Below are 18,368 nucleotides of genomic sequence, written 5' to 3'. Positions count from 1 at the left end.
AAACATAAGTTTGGTGGCACATTGATTATTTTTCTCGTCAACATGGGGATTTGGAATATACTTGCTAGAGTAAGCAGTGAGCCCTATTTTTCAAGTTTGTATGTTCAACTTTTCATGTCGGTTCTATTTACGGCAACATCTTATATTGGCAAAAAGTCAAATTAGTGGAAACTATTAAGTCACCAAGTGTAAAACATGCTTTGATTTACTTTTTCTGTATGCGGAGAAATGTGGGCGAGACGGATTCTAACAAAGCGCTTAACACGTGTGTCACTGCGTGCCACACTGTGACACAAACGCGGCGCGCCTTTGGCATTATCGCGCCGCATTCGTGCCCGTTAGCTTAAAGTTATAAGCCTAGCGAGACGAATCGATGTTAAGGGAATATAATGAAAAAAGTACTAGACTCGATAAATATATTTAACACTGGAATGTCATTTGTTGATTGGGCGTGGAAAATAGTAACTATCACAGTTATCGCGGGCGGAGGTACAACGGGGGGATTTTTAGCTTCGGATTCACCTTTCTTTAAAGAGCTTGGTATGTTCGCCTGGGTTTCTATTGGTTTTGTATGCGCAATACTTATTGCTCTAATTTTTTACCTTATAAAAGCGGCAGAAAACCAATCAGCTCAAGCTGAATACACTCGTATAGTTAGTCAACCTAAAAGCCATGTTAATCCTCTTCAAGAGAGCTTTAAGGATCTTGTCATTCCAGTCGAAGAACTAAGGGTTCCTGGTGTTCAGGTTCATGAAAATAAGCATTTTAAACGTTGCTCATTTGTTGGTCCGGCTGCGCTTGCGTTGATGGGTGGCAATTTTATTCGTACAAGTTTCAATGAAACAGGGGATATCATTCCGCTTCCAAACAATACGTTCTTAACTGGAATCATAGTGTTAAAGAATTGCACAGTTGAGGACTGTAACTTTTACCGAACAACTCTTATGGTAAGTGAAGACCAAGCTAATACGATGGTTCAGGCTATCGCAGGTATGAAAGTTGCGGGAAAGTAGGCTTATAAAGAATCAATCAACTTCGCGCCTTCGGCGCCGGACGCAGCAAAGCTGCGCCGGTTATTGAAGCGTTAGAAAAAAGGAAGATCATGCCATCTGAGCTAAAGAAATTAGAAAGAAGAAGGAAAGCTCAAAAGCACCTAGATGAAATCTCGGGCCGAGAAGAGCATGTATTAGTTGTTCACTATTCATGTGAAAGCTTTTATGACAGGCCCGAAGGTCAAACCCCAAGGGTTACCTCAATTGCGGCAAGAAACTACGCAAGTGGTCAAACTGCTTCATTTTCAATCCATAAAATCGCTGAGCTAAAAGGTGTAGCATTCACTGATATTGATAGTGAATATGACAAACTCGAAAAAGAGATGCTAAAAGAATTCTACGAATTCATGGACAAGCATAAAAGCTATGATTGGGTTCATTGGAATATGCGAGATATAAACTACGGTTTCCCCGCACTTGAACACAGATATCGTGTATTAAAAGGTAAACCGATTGAGCTAGATGAATCGCGCAAATTTGATCTATCTAGAGCTTTGGTAGCAATTTTTGGCAATAAGTATATTGAACATCCACGGCTGGTAAATCTGATGGAGGCGAATCATATAACTGCATTAGATTTGCTTGATGGCCCAGGGGAAGCCGCAGCATTTGAAAATAAAGAGTTTGTTAAGCTACACCAATCTACTCTCAGAAAAGTCGATGTACTTGCTAATATACTGAGCAGGGTTATTGATGGCAGTATCAAAACGAATTCAACTTGGCGAGATAAACATGGAATTCATCCAAAAATCATATTGGAGTACATTGCCAAACATTGGGCCTTGTCTTTTTTAGCAAGTATTATTGGCATAAGCTCAGGTATCTACGGTGTATTTTTCTAACAAGGCGCTGCTGTTGGACAAATTTTCCGCTGCGCTCCAAACTTGCCGCAGAGCGCGGCGTTATAAGCAGGAGGCAATTTCATGGAAAAAGAATCTCTCGCTGAACTGAACTCCAAGTTAGTGATTCACTCAGGCTGGCTGGTGTTGATTTCTATTGCTGTACTATGTGCAACAATTGTTTTGGGTGGAGTATCTTGGTTAGCAGTTCAGGCTGGGCTTGGGGTTGGTCTACTATGGGCTATGTTGTTACCGCTATTGTGGAAAAAGAACTGGTTTTTGGCCCATGTCATGTTCACTACGTGGTCGGCAGTGGCGATGGGTAACTGGGTGGCAACGGCTGATTTGATTTGGCCTACCTTTCAGTTTTTATCATTGGTGATTTTATCGGCATCTATTGCTTGGTTCTCAGCACAAAAATGGCTCTTGGCATACTTGAATCAAAGCTTATAACAAGCGGCTGCACCGGACAAATTTCCGCTGTCACCTTTTGTGCAAAAACACGCACAAAAGCCGCCATCAAAAATTTGCTCGGTGAGCCGGGCGTTAGTTTCTCAAGGACATATGGAAGACTTAACTAGAATTTACTCAAAGAACCTTTTTTTCACGGCCTGTGTGTTTGTAATGGGCCTTGTGATTCCCTATGCGAGAGGCCACTCTTTAGCAGGGGTGCTTTTAGTTTTATTAGCTATTGTTCTCTATAGCTATATTGGTAAGTTGCTAATTGATGTAATTAAACAGCTAAGCAAAAACGAAACGTCAATCAAAGAGCTCAAGTTCCTCTTTATTACATTGGCTGTTCTGTGTGCTGGAGGTTACTTTTTTATTGGAGTAATCGATGCAAAAGAGCAAATGATATCCGGTCTGCGCGAGATTAAGACTGACAACAATTATGACTTGTTTTCATTCGATGGTTTCTTTAGCTACTTTCAAGATCTCACTTTTACTTATCTAAACAGCCTATATTACTCAATAGTTGTTATGGCAACCTTAGGAGATTCGAAAATCATTGCGGAAGGAGGTTTCACGAGAATGATCGTTGCTTTTGAGGTAGGTACAGCTCTGAGCCTAACGATATTTAAAATTGGTGAATATTACAGCGAGCGATCATCTGCAGAAGCTAAGGAAACAGAAGGTCGAATATTAAACGAGGTACAAAAAATAAATCCCAGCTATACAGTCGATTCTGAAGCTGGCTTTTGGGAGCGCACATTCATGAAACTAACAATTAAATCCAGCCAACGCAGAAAAGCGCGCGGCTGATTTAGGCGTTAGGCGAATGGAGGTGTAATGAACTACGAAAGTGGAATTTTTAGAGTCAGAGAGCTTCGAGAAGCTGATGCAAATTCTTTGTTCAATATGTATTCAGGCTCAAGCAGTTCAGCAAAGTACATATCGACATTGCCCCACGATACAGTTGAAACCACGCTCACGAAAATTAAGCAATGGCGAAAATTCTATTCAGAAAATGCTCCCAAAGTTTGTTTGTATGGAGTTGCAGCGAGTCCAGATGACTTTGTGTTTGGTTTAGTTGTTTTCGTATTTAATGAGCAATATGCTGAAATTCATTTTGGTATATCAGATCAATTTAGTAATCAAGGCATTGCAACTGAGTTGTGCCGCTCTGGTCTACAATACTTGAAAAGTTTGGGTGTAAAAGAGGTAAGAACCAATCCGTTTATTGAGCATCTCGCAAGCATACGAGTTTTAGAAAAGTCGGGTTTCTCAAATTATGGTACGCTCACAAATCATGCACGATTTCCGACTTTGGGCGATGGTCTTTTCAATTGTGCAGATATGCGCATAACTCTTTGAAAATTCGCCTAACAAGTCAGCAGCCAATGCTCTCGAACAACAAAGTCGTCTACTTCGCTCTGTCATTTCCGCCATTAAGTCATTGCTTACGGCAAACACATATAGAAGGTCTCTTACTGCGGTCTCACCGCTGCCTGCCAATCATGTGACAGGGCCATTAGACATTATTCGGTTAACCCAAGCAGGCGCTATTCAAAAAGAAGGCTAAACGTTTGTTTTCCAGTTATCTTCAGGCTCAGTTTGGGTGTAAGCAACTTTGTTGTTCGCTTGGGTGCGCAACAATGGGGCGGCTAATCAAAGCAAAGGGGCTTGGACAACCATTGGCACAGCAGACCATTGGGGCTTAATGCCCAATGAACTCAGTCAGCAGCGTGCTCCTTCTCAGCACCAGTTAGACGTTCAGCTCACCCCATTGTGCGACTTACTCGGGTAAAAATTTGTGTTCGTCAAACACGGTTTTGTTCCTCAACATGAAGTAAACGCAGCGCCCCAGCTTGTGGGCGAGTGCAGAGAGTGCTTTGGCTTTACTCATTCGMTTTTGTAATCGGTTTAGGTATTTCCTGGCCTTTTCATTGCCGCGAAGATAAAGCACCGCCGCTTCAGAGAACGCCCATTTAAGGTGTGCGTTACCGATTTTGTTGCCATTGGTCCCGTATTGTTTTCCCGCAGATTCGGCTTTGCATTTAATCAGTCGCGAATAAGACGCGAACTGTTGGACAGTTGGAAAACGTTGGATGTTGCCAATTTCATACAAGATAGTCAGTGCCAGAATGCGGCCAATGCCAGGGATGGTTTGTAGCAGTTGGTAGTCTTGTGGGTTGTGTTGTTTGRCATTTTGCTCGATGAAGTGTTCAACGCTTGCCAGCTCTTTGGTGTAGAAGGCAATCACGTTYAAATCGATATCGAGATTGCGGTTTATTGCTGGTTCGTTGAAGCGGTTGCGAACCTCCTCTCTGGCGTAGGGATAGCGCAGTTGAAGGTTAGGTGCAGGGTGATTGTACTGRCTAAAGGTGTTGGAGACATGGGCTTTCAAGTCAGCGCCGTGACGCATGATTTTGGTTCGGCGGCGAAGCAAATCGCGAGTAGCCCTCATTGCTTTTGGATAGACATAAGCCAGCGGAAAGTTACCACCCCTGAGAAGAGAAGCAATCTTATAGGAGTCAATGCGGTCGTTTTTGGTTTTGCCGCCGTGAATGGCTTTCATGTACAAGGCATGGCCGAGCACAAAGTCAAAGGCGTAATCGAGGCAAAGGTCACTCACCCAATACCAGCAATGCATACACTCGACGCCGACAACAATTTGGTCTTGAAAGGGCGCAAGAATGTCTAAGAGTGCGTCAGGGTTGGCGTCAACTTTCTTATGAACCACGGTGTTACCCGCAGAATCAATGATACAGACGTAAAGAATGCGCGCATGCAGATCGATGCCGCAGTAATAATCRTGCTGTTGGTTATAAAATCTMATCGAGTCTTCTCCTTTTTGGRTTTGTCGCCTTCCAGCTTAGCCTGWTGGTTAAGCTGRAGGAGAAGGCTCAATGAGTATCAAAGCGTTTAAGGCAGATTCGCAACGCTAGGCATTTTTAGTTTGCCATGAATTTAGTGTTTACGGCACAATGGTTTAGGTTAAGTGGTAATGTTGCTCACTACTTAACGCGGCGCTGGCGGATCCCCTCATAATTGACCGAGCCCCATCGTATGCGTTAGCCGTTGATATTCCCTGATGGCCCACTGATATTGGGTTAGCTTAATCAGGTATCGCCGATGGTTTCTGACCTCGCGACCAAGACGAGGTATCGAGAGCACGCGACGATGCTTGATGGTGTTGGCTTGAAAGTGATAATGCCAACCTGCTTGGGTCGCCACTAAGCCATTCCACCACATTAAGATATCGGCAAGCAGGGCAATGAGTAGCAAGATATTGAGCCGTTTTACACAGCGCGTCCGGTTGTGTCGAAGTGCCATGCCGTAGGCGGTGCTTTTTAAGTCTCTAAAGGCTTCTTCTATCTGCATACGCTTGGCATAAAGCCGCGTGATTTGGACCGCATTCATTGCATGCGTGGGGATATTCGTTACGAGCAACCAAGGTTCACTGCTCCCTTTTTGATAAAGCGCGTTGGCGGAATGACGCTGGCAGGTGCGGCTATGACGATGCACTTTGCGTCCTTTTGGGGCACCTTTGTAGAGATACGCAAAGCAATGAAGAGGCGAACGCTTCGCTAATAAACAGGGCCCAAGAGTGTGAGGTTTAGCTGATGCGTCAGGGTAAAACTGCTTATTGGATTGCCACGGGTGCTGATGGGTTTTAATCGAGACCTCGCCACGTACGCGGCCTAACCAGAACCAGCCTTTTTGTGCCACTTGTCGGAACCAAGTATTTCTAAAGCCAGCATCGGTGACCAAGATTGGGTGGCAACCGTCAGGCAATATCCCTTGGAGCGTATCGAGAAAGCGTTGATGGGTGCGAGGCGAGTTATAGTCGCCATATTCAAAGGCTTGCTCATACAAAGTGACGGCACGCCCATCCACGGCGATAGAAGCACGCAGTGTCATATAGCGCAATTGCTCACGCACATCCGACCAATCAACCAAGATGACGGGACAAGGATTGGCGCGCGTAATCAGATGCGCATGCCAGCGATAAATGAGATTTTTCTCTTGATGTAACAGCGTATTGCCTAATAGGCGGTCGATACGTTTAATCGCATGTTTAACTGAGGTTTGTGTCTCAAGTGCGCGCCCAAGCTTGGTGAGGGTTAAATCAGCGCCGTCGAGCAAGGTTTTAGTAGCAAGAGTAAGAGAAATAAGCCGTTTTTTGTGAATGTTGGGGCACTGTTTTGACAGTGTTTGTAGTAGGATTTGGTCATCACGCATCGTTAGCATCGCTATTGAATCTGTCTGTATCGAGTGTGTTTTTGGCGAAATTCATTAGATCAGAGGGAGCGATGCGTGTCTACCTCATTGTTTCAAAAGATATTTATGAGGGGATTCCCTAGAACGGGGCGTTATAAGGCTTGGAGAAATATGGAACTAAATTGTCTAATTGATTCAGAGTTACTCTCGCTTAATCAAAGTTTTGATGATACCTATATTGAAATGCTATTCCTTTTAGAGTCCGATCAGAAGGTCAAACTCTTTGWCAGTAATAAGCAAGGTAAAGCGATAACTGTTCGTTTTAAGGGAATGCAGCTATCTGCTAGAAAGACGACTTTAAGTGATATTCCAACATTAGGTGAAGTTGAAGGAGTCTCTTATTTACAAGGCTCCCTTTCGTTAGAAGGTGACTTCGGGCTAATTGAAGTTGATGGTCAGGATATTGTCCTTGAGCCCGCCTTATAACACATATGAGCCCTTCTCCGGTCAATAGGCAATAGCATTTTTTGGCTGCGCCAGCAGCCAATGCTCTCGAACAACAAAGTCGTCTACTTCGCTCTGTCATTTGCGCCATTAAGTCATTGCTTACGGCAAACACATATAGAAGGTCTCTTACTGCCGTCTATCGCGGCAAAGGTCACTCACCCAATACCAGCAATGCATACACTCGATGCCGACAACAATTTGGTCTTGAAAGGGCGCAAGAGTGTCTAAGAGTGCGTCAGGGGTGGCGTCAACTTTCTTATGAACCACGGAGTTACCCGCAGAATCAATGATACAGACGTAAAGAATGCGCGCATGCAGATCGATGCCGCAGTAATAATCATGCTGTTGGTTATAAAATCTCATCGAGTCTTCTCCTTTTTTGGATTTGTCGCCTTCCAGCTTAGCCTGCTGGTTAAGCTGGAGGAGAAGGCTCAATGAGTATCAAAGCGCTTAAAACAGATTCGCAACGCGTGGCATTTTTAGTATGCGTTGATTTATGTGTTTAAGGTATTATGCAGTGACTTCGTATTGCGTTGCTCACTACTTGGCTTAGCGTTATACGAACTCGAAAATTTAACATGGAGAGTGAATTGAAAGATTATGAAGTTTATCTGTTCGATATGGACGGAACATTAGTAAATTCAGAACCTTTAAAGGGCAAAGCGTTAGCATTAGCGTGTTTAGATTATGGCGCACACGTAGACTACAACATTTACAAAGATGTTATGGGTGAAAGTTGGCAGGTTGTAACGGGTCACTTCTTTGAAAATGCAAATATTGCTCCTGACTTAACAGAGTTTAATTGCTACTTTCGAGCTCATTACGAACAGTTGCTCAATGATGGTCTTGAGCTAAATGTTGGGGCTAAGGCTTACATAGAACAGTTAAAACTAGCAGGTAAAAAGTGTGGAGTTGTTAGTTCAGCAGCAACATGGATGGTGGCTAATATTTTAGCCTCGTTACAGCTAGAGAATGCTTTTGACCTTGTTATCACGCAGGAGCACGTAACTAAGCATAAGCCTGATCCTGAAGCCTATACTTTAGCTCTTGGCAAATTAGCTGCTTCACCTGACCAAACAATTGTGTTTGAAGATTCTACAGCGGGTATTCGTGCTGGTAAATCTAGTGGCTGTGACGTCATTGCTGTTAAGCATGACTTTAATGGTAAAAATGACCTAACCGGTGCAGTTAAAGCAATCAGCACATATGAGGAAATGTTCGTATAACAAGGCGCATCAATTGACAAAATACATGTCACAAATTTTGCTTCGCAAAATATAGTGCCAAGTATTTTGCAACTGTGCTTTGCGTTATGCGCTCGCAGAAATGGAGATAATCAATCATGGAAGATTTAGCTAATTCGTTAAGAAGTTCTGGCCTAAAAGTAAAAATTAAAAAAGGAAAAATTGCAGTTCGGCTTGACGGGCTCTCAAATCCGGTTTCGATAATAAAAGATATACCTGCTGATGAGTATAAAGTGAAAACGAATGATTCGATTCTATCGATAATTTCCTGTCTTTTGCTATTTATTGGTCTGTCAGGTATTTATGAGTTTAGTGGTAATGCTTTGATTAATGTTGCACTTATCTCCGTTTCTATATTGTCTTTTGTTACAGTGTTACTTACAGAGTTTAAGCTAACTAAATTACGCGCTACTGTAGTTGCGTTCAATCGTGGAGAACGCGTATAACACATATGAGCCCTTCTCCGATCAATAGGCAATAGCCTTTTTTTGGCTGCGCAGCAGCCAATGCTCTCGAACAGCAAAGTCGTCTACTTCGTTCTGTCATTTGCGCCATTAAGTCATTGCTTACGGCAAACACATATAGAAGGTCTCTTACTGCGGTCTCACCGCTGCCTGCCAATCATGTGACAGGGCCATTAGACATTACTTCCTGTTCCCACGCAGGAGCGTGGGAACGAGTTACATATATTTTGTTGGCTCAGGGAGGTTTGGGATTGCCGAGATGGTTCTCGTATCCTGTATTACACCGACTTACCGAGAGAGCAAGCCGAGCAAAAATTTCTAATGCATCTCAAAGAAGAAGCGGAGAAGTGGCTTGAGAATCAGTCATAACAAACAACTGCAGCGGATCAATTTGCGCTGCGCTTCAATTGCCCGCTGAGTTGGGCGTTATGTTTCTGTAAGGTTCAAATGAAAGCTCACAATGATAAAGCTCTGAGACAGAAATACTCAGTGTGTTTAATGTCCAACCATAAATGGAAGAAATTCTTTCTTGTAATGGCAGAATATGGAGCAGATTTTTCTGGTATTGAGTATCATTTTACGGATACTGAAAAAGTTTTCTTTGGTAATGCTCCTAGTAACCAACAGGTGTGGGATTCGGCAATTGATGATCCCGTTAAAGGCTGTGGTGGACCTGTCGAGTACAAGCACATTGAACGCATATGTATCCCAAAAACTTATTCATATCAGCCTTATGAAAATGCTCCTACTACATACCGTGACCTGAATTTAGAGAGGTTTCTGATAGAACTTTGCGAGGTTGGCGAATTTCCGATAGTGAGGACTGATAAGGGTATCGAAATCTTGGGCTACGAAACATAACACATATGAGCCCTTCTCCGGTCAATGGGCAATAGCATGTTTTGGCTGCGCCAGCAGCCAATGCTCTCGAACAACAAAGTCGTCTACTTCGTTCTGTCATTTCCGCCATTAAGTCATTGCTCACGGCAAACACGTATAGAAGGTCTCTTACTGCGGTCTCACCGCTGCCTGCCAATCATATGACAGGGCCATTAGACATGACTTCCCGTTCCCACGCAGGCGCTATTCAAAAAGAAAGCTAAACGTTTGTTTTCCAGTTATCTTCAGGCTCAGTTTGGGGGTAAGCAACGTTGTTGTCCGTTGAAGCGGTTGCGAACCAGCTCTCTGGCCTAGGGATAGCGTAGTTGGAGATTAGGTGCAGGATGATTGTACTGACTAAAGGTGTTGGAGACATGGGCTTTCAAATCAGCACCGTGACGCATGATTTTGGTTCGGCGGCGAAGTAAATCGCGAGTGGCCCTCATCGCTTTTGGATAGATATAAGCCAGCGGAAAGTTACCGCCCCTGAGAAGAGAAGCAATGTTATAGGAATCAATGCGGTCGTTCTTGGTTTTGCCGCCGTGAATTAATTGAGCATTATACGATTAAGGAGAAAAATGAAGCCGGATTTACACGGAAGTAGAATCATATTGAGGTCAATTCAAACGAATGATTCTGATGATTTGTTTGAAATTTATGGTGATATTCAAACAATGGAATTTGCCTCAGACCCAGTTTTTACATCGAAAGATCTGATAGTTCAGATGCTAGAAAGCGTTGCTCGACTAGAGAAATCAGGTGAATCGTTGGAATGGGCGATTATGGATCAAGCGACAAACAAGGTTATTGGAACCTGCGGCTTACATAGCTTTAGTGATAACGGTGATTCCTGTGAAGTCGGATGCTTACTAAATTCATCGTACTGGCGACAAGGGTATATGTCGGAAGCTCTTAGTTTATTATTTTCACATGCTCAATCTTTGGGTATTGAAAGATTGTATGCAGATATTGATGAGGGTAACTTTCGGTCTCAAGCTTTGTTTAACAAACTAGGTTTCAAAGTTAAAAACGGTCAGTTTCAGCGCTTGGTGTGAGGCATCGTATAACACATATGAGCCCTTCTCCGGTCAATAGGCAATAGCATTTTTTGGGCTACGCCAGCAGCTAATGTTCTCGAACAACAAAGTCGTCTACTTCGCTCTGTCATTTCCGACATTAAGTCATTGCTTACGGTAAACACATATAGAAGGTCTCTTACTGCGGTCTCACCGCTGCCTGCCAATCATGTGACGGGGCCATTAAACATTACTTCCCGTTCCCACGCAGGAGCGTGGGAACGAGTTAAGCGAGTATGTCTTCAATCACTGAACCTAGTGAGGTTTTTGCAGTGGCTTTTAGTGGTTAACGTGGTCTGCTGAAAGTTGATTGATACGGTATTCACCCTTTAAGGCGTTGTTAGAAATTCATTGATAGATGGAGTCAGAACAAGGATGACAAAACGTTACCCACCGATTGAGCCGTTTAATTCGGGTATGTTAGAAGTTAGTGATGGTCACAGAATTTATTGGGAAGAGGTTGGCCATCCTGAAGGAACTCCAGCTATTTATCTTCATGGTGGGCCCGGAAGTGGTTGTGGTTCTGGTGCAAGGCGTAATTTTGATCCCGAAGCCTATCGTGCCATTCTATTTGATCAGCGAGGTTGTGGTCGTAGCCTTCCGCTCATGTCTGAGCCTGATGCTGATTTGAGTACAAACACGACCGATCACCTGATTGCTGATATCGAAGCCCTTCGTGAGCACCTTAATATCGATAATTGGGTTGTTGTGGGTGGGTCCTGGGGGGTGACACTAGGTCTTGTATACGCTCAGCGATATCCAGAGCGAGTCAGAGCGATGGTGCTTGGGGCCGTAACGACTGGAACACGACGTGAAATCGATTGGATCACGCGGGATATGGGTAGAGTCTTTCCTCGTGAGTGGGAGCGTTTTTGCGCGTTAGTACCTGAAGCAAAGCAAAGTGGCGATATAACTGCTGCCTATGCACGACTCTTGGCTGACCCAGATCCAAAAATACGCGAACAGGCTGCACTCGAATGGTGTCGTTGGGAGGACACCCATGTTTCACTTATGCCAGATTGGAAGCCCGACCCACGTTACAGAGAACCAGAGTTTAGCCTTATATTTTCTCGTGCTGTAACGCACTATTGGAGCCATGATTGTTTTTTAAAAGATGGTGAGTTGATGGCGGGTATCAACCGTATCGAAGATATTCCGGCTGTCCTAATCCACGGTCGATGGGATATTTCTGGGCCGCTTGATATTGCTTTGGCGCTACATCGTGCGTGGCCGAAGAGTGAGTTATGTATCTTGGAAGAAGCTGGTCATGGTGGGATTGGTTTTCCTGAAGCGATGACGGCTGCACTGGATAAGTTTCGTAAATAGACATTCATTGTCTATCTTAGTGACACCAAAGTGTAGTCAGCAAAGCACTGATTTCACGGTGGGTCAAAGAGGCTGAGGAGAGGGGGGCGTATCGCCAGATATCGAGCCAACCGGGAAAATATTGCCTCTCGACGCCTTTGTGAGTCGTTAGGTTTTGTTGCTCACAGCCATATTCAAATACTGGCAAAACTATGAGCAGCTGCAACGATTCAATCTGCATTGGTGGAGTTATCGCAATATGATGAGTGAGAGAGGCGTTTGTGGCTGATGTTCATGGAGATTGAATGCTGTCTTTAGAACCCTCCATTGAGATTGTTGATGACTCATTTTTTAAGGGCGTTTTTGAGTATGATTAATTGGCTACGGGCTTTACTCGCGTTTGGTGTCTTGGCGGTCTCTTTTTCCTCGATGGCGCAGTCGCTACCAGAAGGAACGATCCAAGAAGGATCGCTAGCTAATCAAAAATTGATCCAAGATGCCATGGCAGGAGTGCTGGTTACGGTGGCGTCACAAGGCTGTGAGCAGCCGAATGAATTTGTGCCTTATGTGCGCGAAATGCCGTCAGGCGAGGTAGGCACAAGAATGTGGCGAGAGCTATGGATTGTCGAAGGCTGTGGTGACAGCTATCCGATAAAACTTCGCTTTCAGGAGGCGGGAGCTGGCGCCGCGAATTGGATGATTGAATAAACCGCACTGAAAATAATAAACGTCGACAATTGTGTCGCATTAATAATGAGGAAAGTATGTTTACATTGGATGTTAATCGTGACCTAAAACTGGAACTTATCAATACACGCTTTGCGCCGATTTATCTGGATATCGTTACCCGCGATCAGGAGTATTTAAGCCAATGGTTAGTGTGGCCACCGCATGCCCATGATGAAGCGTTCTTTTTGAGCTTTATTAAAAAATCCCTTCACGATTATGCAGAAGGTAAATCATTGGTATGTGGCATTATTTATCAGGGGCAATTGGTAGGCAGTGTGAGTTATAACACTATCAATCAGTCGCTTAAAAAGGTGGAAATAGGCTATTGGCTGAGTTCTTTACACCAAGGGAAAGGGATTGTGAGTCAAGCCGTGGCTAAGCTCATTGAGCTGGCGTTTACCCAGTTTGGTATGGAAAAAGTACAGATATCGGCGGCAACGGAAAACACGCCAAGCCGAAAGGTCTGTGAGCGTTTAGGGTTCACACTCGAAGGCGTAATACGTCGTGCTGAAAATTTAAACGGACGCATTGTTGACCATGCCATTTATGGTTTAGATCGCGCAACGTGGAAAATTGCGAATTAGGTAGAGAGATCAAGGATACTCATGAATACAGAACAACAGGCATTTTTAAACGCCTACCTTGCCACCTTAAGTGAAGCAGAACGTCAGGCGGTGCCTGAAACGATTGCCGAGTACTTTTGCGCGGATGAATACAATGCCAACGAATGCGCCCGTTTGATTGATCAAGGCATAAAGCGCGCATCGTGCAGCTTAAAAGTATGCTACGAGATAGAGAATGAACCTTACCCGCAAGTCGGGCGTTTAACCGTGGTGCTTAACTGGGCGCAGCAGCCGGTTTGTATTATTAAAGTGACTGAAGTGAGCGAGTGCCCGTTTGATCAAGTGACTGCTGAGTTCGCCGCAGCGGAAGGAGAAGGCGACAAGAGTTATGCGTGGTGGCGGCAGGCACATCTTGCGTTTTTTGAGCAAGAGGGGCAGGCACTCGGCGTGCCGTTTACAACTCAATCCCCTTTGGTGTTAGAGCGCTTTGAGAAAGTCTATCCGCTTGATCACCATGAAACTGAGCAGGTAAGCGCATGATAAAACAAGTCGGTCAAACGCTCATCCAACCCGAACACTTGGCGCGCTGTCACTGCGGGGCAGTTGTGTTAGCCCTCGCGTTACCCAATGGGATTGAAAACCCCAGACGCTGCGATTGCTCAATGTGTCGACGCCGAGGCGCCATTGTTGGCTCAGTCAAGCTTGCACAATTGCGTGTCGTTGCTGGCAGTGAGCAACTCAGTGTGTATTCCTTTAATACTCACACTGCTAAGCACTATTTCTGCTCACGCTGTGGCATTTACACCCATCACCAACGTCGCTCCAATCCGAGTGAGTTTGGGTTCAATATTGCCTGCTTAGATGGCGTCAATCCGTTCGAGTTGGAGAATATTCCCGTGATGGATGGAGTTCATCATCCAGCGGATCGCTAACATGTCGTGGATATCGTTTTGAGGGGTGGCTATGACGAAATTGGCATTTGTATCGGGTGGGTCGAAAGGAATCGGTTTAGGCTGTGTTCTGCGGCTAGTTGAGGCAGGTTATCAAGTGATCACGTGCTCGCGCAACGTAGACGTGTGGCAGGCCGTTGTTACTGAATACCCTGCACTTAAAACCGTTGATTATCAACAAGCTAATTTAGCCGATCAGGCTTCGCTAGAGCAGCTTTTCCGCTATATTCGCGAGCAATATGGTCAGTTAGATATTGCAATCAATAATGCCTCACCGGCGTTAGGTTCTGGTGGTCTTTATCATCAAGTTGATATGTTTGCGTTGAAAGAAACGCTAAATAATGACTTCTGGGGACACGCCCAATGCTTGCAGTATCAAATTAAGTTGATGGAGACAGGTGGAGCCATTGTCAATGTCAGCTCAATCAATGGCTTGCGACCAACGCCAAATGCAGCGATGTACAGTGCGGCAAAGCATGCCCTAGAAGGGCTAACACAATCCGTCGCGCTAGAAGCAATCAGAAATAATATCCGTATTAACGCTGTGGCGCCGGGCGTGACGTGGACACCAAGGTGGGACGAGCGACAAACTCGTCAACCGACAATAAAGCTCGATGTTGAAGAGCAAGTGCCCGCCAAGCGCTTTGCACGCGTGGAGGAGGTTGTTGATGCCATTGAGTTCTTGCTCTCGGATAAAGCCAGTTATATCGTCGGCCATACGCTCGTTGTTGATGGTGGCCTCTCTTTGGTATAGGCCATTTACATAGGATTAAGAGAATCACATTAATATGAAATCGCTAAATACATGTGTTGTACTTTTTTTCTCTTCGTTGGGGTTATCCTCCGCGGTAGCGTCTGAACTGCCGATCAATAAGAGTAACGTAACGGGGCAGTGGATATGCTCATTTACTATGCAGGGAGACAAAGTTTATGAGGAAAGTTGGGCATTAAAAGATCACAAGGAGTTCGTATTAAATGGGCGTGTTGAATATTTTCTTGGCGAGGAAAGTGCGCGCTTTTCATACAATGCTACGGGTGAGTGGGAGTTAATCAACGACACGATTAAGCTGGTTTACAATCCTTTTGAATTTCAGAGCAATGATAGCTTTAGCCAAGCCTATCTGTCAGAGATTGAAACCGTATACATTACGCCAGCATGGAATGGCACTCGGCGATTTCAGTACGACGTTGAGGCGTTATCTGAATCGCGTATGCAAATCGGCGATGACTACGACAGTTGGCAATGTAAAAGAAACGCAAGCGCTGACTAGGGCGTAGCAAACCACATCAACACCTGCGCTGCTTAGCTTAACCAGCGTGTTGTAGCGCGAAGTCGCTCGCTAGTGATGTGGCGATGAGTTGAAGAATAAGGGCCTGTTGATTAGCAGGCCCTTTTTTTATTTTTTGATCGGACGCGGACGACCGCTTTCATCAATGGCAACATAGTTAAATACGGCATCGCTCACCTTGTAGCGTTCGCCGACACCGTCATGCTTAACCGGTTTTACCCATACTTCGAGCGCGACACTCATCGAGGTATTACCAATGCGACTGCATGTACCATAGCAGCAGACTACATCACCCACGCTAACGGGCGCTTTGAAGGTAATTTCGTTCACTGAGACAGTCACGACACGTCCACCAGAGATTTCTTTGGCGAGGATTGCGCCGGCTAAATCGAGCTGAGACATAATCCAGCCGCCAAAGATATCGCCATTGGCATTGGTATCGGCTGGCATCGCAAGTGTACGCAGCAACAGTTGGCCGCGTGGGCAGTTGTTTTTATTGTCAGACATGGCTCTCTTCACATCTTATTCAAAAGGGGCTAGCCCCTTTTTTTCAGGATAAGATTAGAATTGTGACCTCTGACACAGCATTTGGGCAAGTTTTTATTGGTCCGAGTTGCTCTCTTTGGGCATATGGCGGTAGATGTAGACACCGGTCGCGATGAGATATAAGAACGTTAAGATCATGGTGCCAAACACTTTAAAGTTCACCCAAACATCAAGCGGCATGCTGTATGCGACGTAAATATTGACCCCGGCTAATACCGAGAAAAAACTCACCCACGCCCAGTTAATGGTGCGCCATACACGATCGGGTAAGTCCAGTTCTTTGCTGAGCATGTTTTTGATTAAGGGTTTACCCATCAGCTCAGAGGCCACCAAGCCCACCGCAAACAACACATAGACGATGGTCACTTTCCATTTAATGAAGTTGTCATCATGGAAGAAGAGTGTCATTCCCCCAAACACCGCCACTAAAGCCGCAGTGACAATCTGCATTTTCTCCACTTTTTTATACAGCACCCACACTAAGGCGACTTGGATCAGGGTCGCGATGATCAAGGCGCCTGTGGCGACATAAATATCGTAAAACTTATACAGCGCGAAGAAGATAATGAGTGGAATAAAATCAATCAGTTGTTTCATAAAACGACACGATGCCTTTTAGGCGGATTGAACAAATGTTTTGGAAGTGTAACCAATTGTGGCGAGGGGAGGAAATACGAAATGGCGCAAAAAGGGGGAAGAGAAGATACCGCCCAGCGCATAACATCTCATGCACTGAGCGGTGTGCGGTTAGATCCAGTCCCAGCCAAAGACCAAGATCATTAAGATCGGGCAAATCACTCGTACATAGCCCGGCCAGATCTTCCAAAACCAGGTTTCGCCAAGCTCAGGGCTACCTTGCACCAGCTCTTTCAAGATTTCGTTACGGTGCCATAGCCAACCTGCGACCAAGGCAAACAGCAGGCCGAGAATAGGCTGTGCGTATTCGGTGGTCACGGTAACCACCAAGCCGAACAGATCGCCAAAGTTATACACAATGGTGGCAGAGGCAAGGGTGATCAAACCACCAATCCACCAAACGGCTTTCTCGCGAGACTGGCGCAGTTCTTCGGTCGCACAAGCCACGGGCACTTCAAGCATTGAAATGGCCGATGTGAGAGCCGCAATGACCATCAGTAAGAAGAAAGCGAAGCCGATAAACAAGCCAGCACTGCCCATGGTATCGAACATGGCAGGCAAGACGTTGAACACCAGCGTATCGCTGCTGAGTAGATCCCCGCTTTCACTGTAAATCGCTACCCCGTTATGCTGCGCAACGAACATCGCTGGCATAATCAATAGTCCGGCAATAAAGGCGATACCGGTATCGAGCAGTGCCACTTGGGCGGCAGTTTTGGGAATACTGGCTGACTTGGATAAGTAAGAGCCATAAACCATCATTACGCACACACCGAGGGAGAGCGAGAAGAAAGCCTGCCCCATTGCACTTACCACCAGACTTGGCGAGAGGTGAGAAGGATCGGGGATCAGGTACATTTTTAACCCCTCAATCGCGCCAGGTTGGAACAAGATGTACACCACCATCACCACGAAGAGTAAAAACAGTACTGGCATTAAGCGAGACGACCAACGCTCGATCCCGTTAGCAATCCCGTTACGAACCACCAAAATAGTTGGCACCATAAAGCACAGCATAAGGGCAAGGTTACGGGTTTCGCTAAATGACTCTAACCAGTTCGCCGCATTAACAAAGCCCAGCGCGGTGAGCAGTGGTGACACCATAAAGCCGACCAGCCAACCGGCGACAATGGCATAGAAGCTAAGGATACCGGTTGCTCCGAGCATACCGACTAAGCCGAGCAAGCGACCCAACCACTTTTGCCCACCTGCCACTGAGGATAAAGACCGAACCGGGTTAGCGTTGCCGTAGCGTCCAATAGTGAGTTCTGCTATTAAAAGGGGATACGCTAGGACAAAAACCATGATCAAATAAATGAACAGAAAAACGGCGCCGCCGTTTGAAGCTGTTTGGGTCGGGAACCCCCAAATATTGCCCAGCCCAATCGCTGAGCCGGCTGCCGCCAAGATAAACCCTAATCGGGATGAAAATTGTGCGCGTTGTGTGTTTGCCATATCTACTCGTCAGTTTATGCGACATACCCGTTTAGCTCTACGCGAGTGCGTCCAGCAGCTTGGGTATAGATGATTGATACTGCTCATAATGCCCATCGCTGATGCGCGAGCGACACCTTATGGTGTGTAAACTTATAATTACAGAGCGAAGCTAGTGATTCGTTCCTCT

22 protein-coding genes and 2 pseudogenes are annotated in these 18,368 nt (G+C 45.4%); 17 read left to right on the top strand and 7 right to left on the bottom strand.

What is annotated here, in order from left to right; genetic code table 11:
• Nucleotides 1-389: 389 nt before the first annotated feature.
• The 5 genes from BZG82_RS10145 to BZG82_RS10125 all read left to right on the top strand — a co-directional run bounded on the left by BZG82_RS10145 (nt 390) and on the right by BZG82_RS10125 (nt 3,706).
• Nucleotides 390-1,013 carry a hypothetical protein gene (locus BZG82_RS10145; RefSeq protein WP_077765779.1) on the top strand — a complete coding sequence of 208 codons (624 nt, stop codon included), beginning with the start codon at nt 390-392 and terminating at the stop codon, nt 1,011-1,013.
• A gap of 89 nt (nt 1,014-1,102) precedes the next feature.
• Complete coding sequence (locus BZG82_RS10140) at nt 1,103-1,894, top strand: hypothetical protein (RefSeq protein ID WP_077765778.1); 792 nt, start codon at nt 1,103-1,105, stop codon at nt 1,892-1,894.
• Nucleotides 1,895-1,975: 81 nt separating this feature from the next.
• The gene (locus BZG82_RS10135; RefSeq protein WP_077765777.1) at nt 1,976-2,344 is read left to right on the top strand and encodes a hypothetical protein; all 369 of its coding nucleotides are present in this window, start codon (nt 1,976-1,978) and stop codon (nt 2,342-2,344) included.
• 111 nt (nt 2,345-2,455) lie between these two features.
• The gene (locus tag BZG82_RS10130) at nt 2,456-3,154 is read left to right on the top strand and encodes a hypothetical protein (RefSeq protein WP_077765776.1); all 699 of its coding nucleotides are present in this window, start codon (nt 2,456-2,458) and stop codon (nt 3,152-3,154) included.
• A gap of 27 nt (nt 3,155-3,181) precedes the next feature.
• Nucleotides 3,182-3,706 (top strand): GNAT family N-acetyltransferase, encoded by a 525-nt coding sequence (locus tag BZG82_RS10125; protein WP_077479192.1) that lies wholly within the window; start codon nt 3,182-3,184, stop codon nt 3,704-3,706.
• Nucleotides 3,707-4,127: 421 nt separating this feature from the next.
• Here BZG82_RS10125 and BZG82_RS10120 read toward each other — a convergent pair whose 3' ends face one another.
• Nucleotides 4,128-5,171, bottom strand: coding sequence for an IS110 family transposase (locus BZG82_RS10120; RefSeq protein ID WP_077765775.1), 1,044 nt, complete (start codon nt 5,169-5,171; stop codon nt 4,128-4,130).
• A gap of 206 nt (nt 5,172-5,377) precedes the next feature.
• Nucleotides 5,378-6,577, bottom strand: coding sequence for an IS4 family transposase (locus BZG82_RS10115; RefSeq protein WP_077765774.1), 1,200 nt, complete (start codon nt 6,575-6,577; stop codon nt 5,378-5,380).
• Nucleotides 6,578-6,652: 75 nt separating this feature from the next.
• Here BZG82_RS10115 and BZG82_RS10110 point away from each other — a divergent pair, with 75 nt between their 5' ends.
• Nucleotides 6,653-7,042, top strand: coding sequence for a hypothetical protein (locus tag BZG82_RS10110; protein WP_241837366.1), 390 nt, complete (start codon nt 6,653-6,655; stop codon nt 7,040-7,042).
• 159 nt (nt 7,043-7,201) lie between these two features.
• On the opposite strand, the pseudogene BZG82_RS10105 reads toward BZG82_RS10110, so the two are convergent.
• Nucleotides 7,202-7,426: pseudogene (locus BZG82_RS10105) on the bottom strand (IS110 family transposase); the annotation flags it as partial.
• Nucleotides 7,427-7,641: 215 nt separating this feature from the next.
• Here BZG82_RS10105 and BZG82_RS10100 point away from each other — a divergent pair.
• The 3 genes from BZG82_RS10100 (at nt 7,642) to BZG82_RS10090 (ending at nt 9,632) form a co-directional block, all read left to right on the top strand.
• The gene (locus BZG82_RS10100) at nt 7,642-8,289 is read left to right on the top strand and encodes an HAD family hydrolase (protein ID WP_077663537.1); all 648 of its coding nucleotides are present in this window, start codon (nt 7,642-7,644) and stop codon (nt 8,287-8,289) included.
• 116 nt (nt 8,290-8,405) lie between these two features.
• A complete protein-coding gene (locus tag BZG82_RS10095; protein WP_077482047.1) occupies nt 8,406-8,753 on the top strand; it encodes a hypothetical protein in 348 nt (115 codons plus the stop codon).
• Between the two features lie 465 nt (nt 8,754-9,218).
• Nucleotides 9,219-9,632 carry a hypothetical protein gene (locus tag BZG82_RS10090; protein ID WP_077765772.1) on the top strand — a complete coding sequence of 138 codons (414 nt, stop codon included), beginning with the start codon at nt 9,219-9,221 and terminating at the stop codon, nt 9,630-9,632.
• A gap of 338 nt (nt 9,633-9,970) precedes the next feature.
• Here the strand turns inward: BZG82_RS10090 and BZG82_RS10085 are convergent.
• Nucleotides 9,971-10,198, bottom strand: a pseudogene (locus BZG82_RS10085) (IS110 family transposase); the annotation flags it as partial.
• 30 nt (nt 10,199-10,228) lie between these two features.
• Between BZG82_RS10085 and BZG82_RS10080 the strand changes: the two are divergent.
• From BZG82_RS10080 to BZG82_RS10045, 8 genes are all read left to right on the top strand, one after another.
• On the top strand, nt 10,229-10,705 hold the full coding sequence (locus BZG82_RS10080; protein WP_077765771.1) for a GNAT family N-acetyltransferase: 477 nt from the start codon (nt 10,229-10,231) through the stop codon (nt 10,703-10,705).
• 396 nt (nt 10,706-11,101) lie between these two features.
• Nucleotides 11,102-12,052: a prolyl aminopeptidase gene (pip, locus tag BZG82_RS10075; protein ID WP_077765770.1), complete on the top strand. Its 951-nt coding sequence runs from the start codon at nt 11,102-11,104 to the stop codon at nt 12,050-12,052.
• A gap of 348 nt (nt 12,053-12,400) precedes the next feature.
• The gene (locus BZG82_RS10070; protein WP_077765769.1) at nt 12,401-12,739 is read left to right on the top strand and encodes a hypothetical protein; all 339 of its coding nucleotides are present in this window, start codon (nt 12,401-12,403) and stop codon (nt 12,737-12,739) included.
• A gap of 56 nt (nt 12,740-12,795) precedes the next feature.
• Nucleotides 12,796-13,344, top strand: coding sequence for a GNAT family N-acetyltransferase (locus BZG82_RS10065; RefSeq protein ID WP_077765768.1), 549 nt, complete (start codon nt 12,796-12,798; stop codon nt 13,342-13,344).
• A gap of 21 nt (nt 13,345-13,365) precedes the next feature.
• Entirely contained in the window at nt 13,366-13,863 is a 498-nt protein-coding gene (locus BZG82_RS10060; RefSeq protein ID WP_077765767.1) for an ASCH domain-containing protein, read from the top strand.
• Complete coding sequence (locus tag BZG82_RS10055; RefSeq protein ID WP_077765766.1) at nt 13,860-14,255, top strand: GFA family protein; 396 nt, start codon at nt 13,860-13,862, stop codon at nt 14,253-14,255. Before BZG82_RS10060 ends, BZG82_RS10055 begins: the two co-directional genes overlap by 4 nt.
• A 31-nt stretch (nt 14,256-14,286) precedes the next feature.
• A complete protein-coding gene (locus BZG82_RS10050) occupies nt 14,287-15,027 on the top strand; it encodes an SDR family NAD(P)-dependent oxidoreductase (RefSeq protein WP_077765765.1) in 741 nt (246 codons plus the stop codon).
• Nucleotides 15,028-15,184: 157 nt separating this feature from the next.
• The gene (locus BZG82_RS10045) at nt 15,185-15,544 is read left to right on the top strand and encodes a hypothetical protein (RefSeq protein WP_077480170.1); all 360 of its coding nucleotides are present in this window, start codon (nt 15,185-15,187) and stop codon (nt 15,542-15,544) included.
• Nucleotides 15,545-15,670: 126 nt separating this feature from the next.
• Here BZG82_RS10045 and yciA read toward each other — a convergent pair whose 3' ends face one another.
• The 3 genes from yciA to BZG82_RS10030 all read right to left on the bottom strand — a co-directional run bounded on the left by yciA (nt 15,671) and on the right by BZG82_RS10030 (nt 18,199).
• Nucleotides 15,671-16,069: an acyl-CoA thioester hydrolase YciA gene (gene yciA, locus BZG82_RS10040; protein WP_069590096.1), complete on the bottom strand. Its 399-nt coding sequence runs from the start codon at nt 16,067-16,069 to the stop codon at nt 15,671-15,673.
• A 93-nt stretch (nt 16,070-16,162) separates the two neighbouring features.
• Nucleotides 16,163-16,705, bottom strand: a complete 543-nt coding sequence (locus BZG82_RS10035; protein WP_077480171.1) for a septation protein A — start codon at nt 16,703-16,705, stop codon at nt 16,163-16,165.
• Nucleotides 16,706-16,855: 150 nt separating this feature from the next.
• Nucleotides 16,856-18,199: a sodium-dependent transporter gene (locus BZG82_RS10030; RefSeq protein WP_077765764.1), complete on the bottom strand. Its 1,344-nt coding sequence runs from the start codon at nt 18,197-18,199 to the stop codon at nt 16,856-16,858.
• Between the last annotated feature and the right edge of the window lie 169 nt (nt 18,200-18,368).

Origin of the sequence: Salinivibrio sp. PR5 (assembly GCF_001996085.1) — a bacterium.
In the GTDB taxonomy this organism is placed as follows: domain Bacteria; phylum Pseudomonadota; class Gammaproteobacteria; order Enterobacterales; family Vibrionaceae; genus Salinivibrio; species Salinivibrio proteolyticus.
The sequence above is the reverse complement of the archived record's forward strand: the minus strand, read 5'-3'. Positions and strand labels throughout refer to the sequence as shown.

Coding starts and splice junctions, on each gene's coding strand:
- BZG82_RS10095 (WP_077482047.1), top strand. CDS start 8,406: ATGGAAGATTTAGCTAATTCGTTAAGAAGTTCTGGCCTAAAAGTAAAA.
- BZG82_RS10100 (WP_077663537.1), top strand. CDS start 7,642: ATGGAGAGTGAATTGAAAGATTATGAAGTTTATCTGTTCGATATGGAC.
- yciA (WP_069590096.1), bottom strand. CDS start 16,069: ATGTCTGACAATAAAAACAACTGCCCACGCGGCCAACTGTTGCTGCGT.
- BZG82_RS10030 (WP_077765764.1), bottom strand. CDS start 18,199: ATGGCAAACACACAACGCGCACAATTTTCATCCCGATTAGGGTTTATC.
- pip (WP_077765770.1), top strand. CDS start 11,102: ATGACAAAACGTTACCCACCGATTGAGCCGTTTAATTCGGGTATGTTA.
- BZG82_RS10055 (WP_077765766.1), top strand. CDS start 13,860: ATGATAAAACAAGTCGGTCAAACGCTCATCCAACCCGAACACTTGGCG.
- BZG82_RS10060 (WP_077765767.1), top strand. CDS start 13,366: ATGAATACAGAACAACAGGCATTTTTAAACGCCTACCTTGCCACCTTA.
- BZG82_RS10045 (WP_077480170.1), top strand. CDS start 15,185: ATGCAGGGAGACAAAGTTTATGAGGAAAGTTGGGCATTAAAAGATCAC.
- BZG82_RS10145 (WP_077765779.1), top strand. CDS start 390: ATGAAAAAAGTACTAGACTCGATAAATATATTTAACACTGGAATGTCA.
- BZG82_RS10035 (WP_077480171.1), bottom strand. CDS start 16,705: ATGAAACAACTGATTGATTTTATTCCACTCATTATCTTCTTCGCGCTG.
- BZG82_RS10125 (WP_077479192.1), top strand. CDS start 3,182: ATGAACTACGAAAGTGGAATTTTTAGAGTCAGAGAGCTTCGAGAAGCT.
- BZG82_RS10115 (WP_077765774.1), bottom strand. CDS start 6,577: ATGCGTGATGACCAAATCCTACTACAAACACTGTCAAAACAGTGCCCC.
- BZG82_RS10050 (WP_077765765.1), top strand. CDS start 14,287: ATGACGAAATTGGCATTTGTATCGGGTGGGTCGAAAGGAATCGGTTTA.
- BZG82_RS10070 (WP_077765769.1), top strand. CDS start 12,401: ATGATTAATTGGCTACGGGCTTTACTCGCGTTTGGTGTCTTGGCGGTC.
- BZG82_RS10080 (WP_077765771.1), top strand. CDS start 10,229: ATGAAGCCGGATTTACACGGAAGTAGAATCATATTGAGGTCAATTCAA.
- BZG82_RS10065 (WP_077765768.1), top strand. CDS start 12,796: ATGTTTACATTGGATGTTAATCGTGACCTAAAACTGGAACTTATCAAT.
- BZG82_RS10090 (WP_077765772.1), top strand. CDS start 9,219: ATGAAAGCTCACAATGATAAAGCTCTGAGACAGAAATACTCAGTGTGT.
- BZG82_RS10135 (WP_077765777.1), top strand. CDS start 1,976: ATGGAAAAAGAATCTCTCGCTGAACTGAACTCCAAGTTAGTGATTCAC.
- BZG82_RS10140 (WP_077765778.1), top strand. CDS start 1,103: ATGCCATCTGAGCTAAAGAAATTAGAAAGAAGAAGGAAAGCTCAAAAG.
- BZG82_RS10130 (WP_077765776.1), top strand. CDS start 2,456: ATGGAAGACTTAACTAGAATTTACTCAAAGAACCTTTTTTTCACGGCC.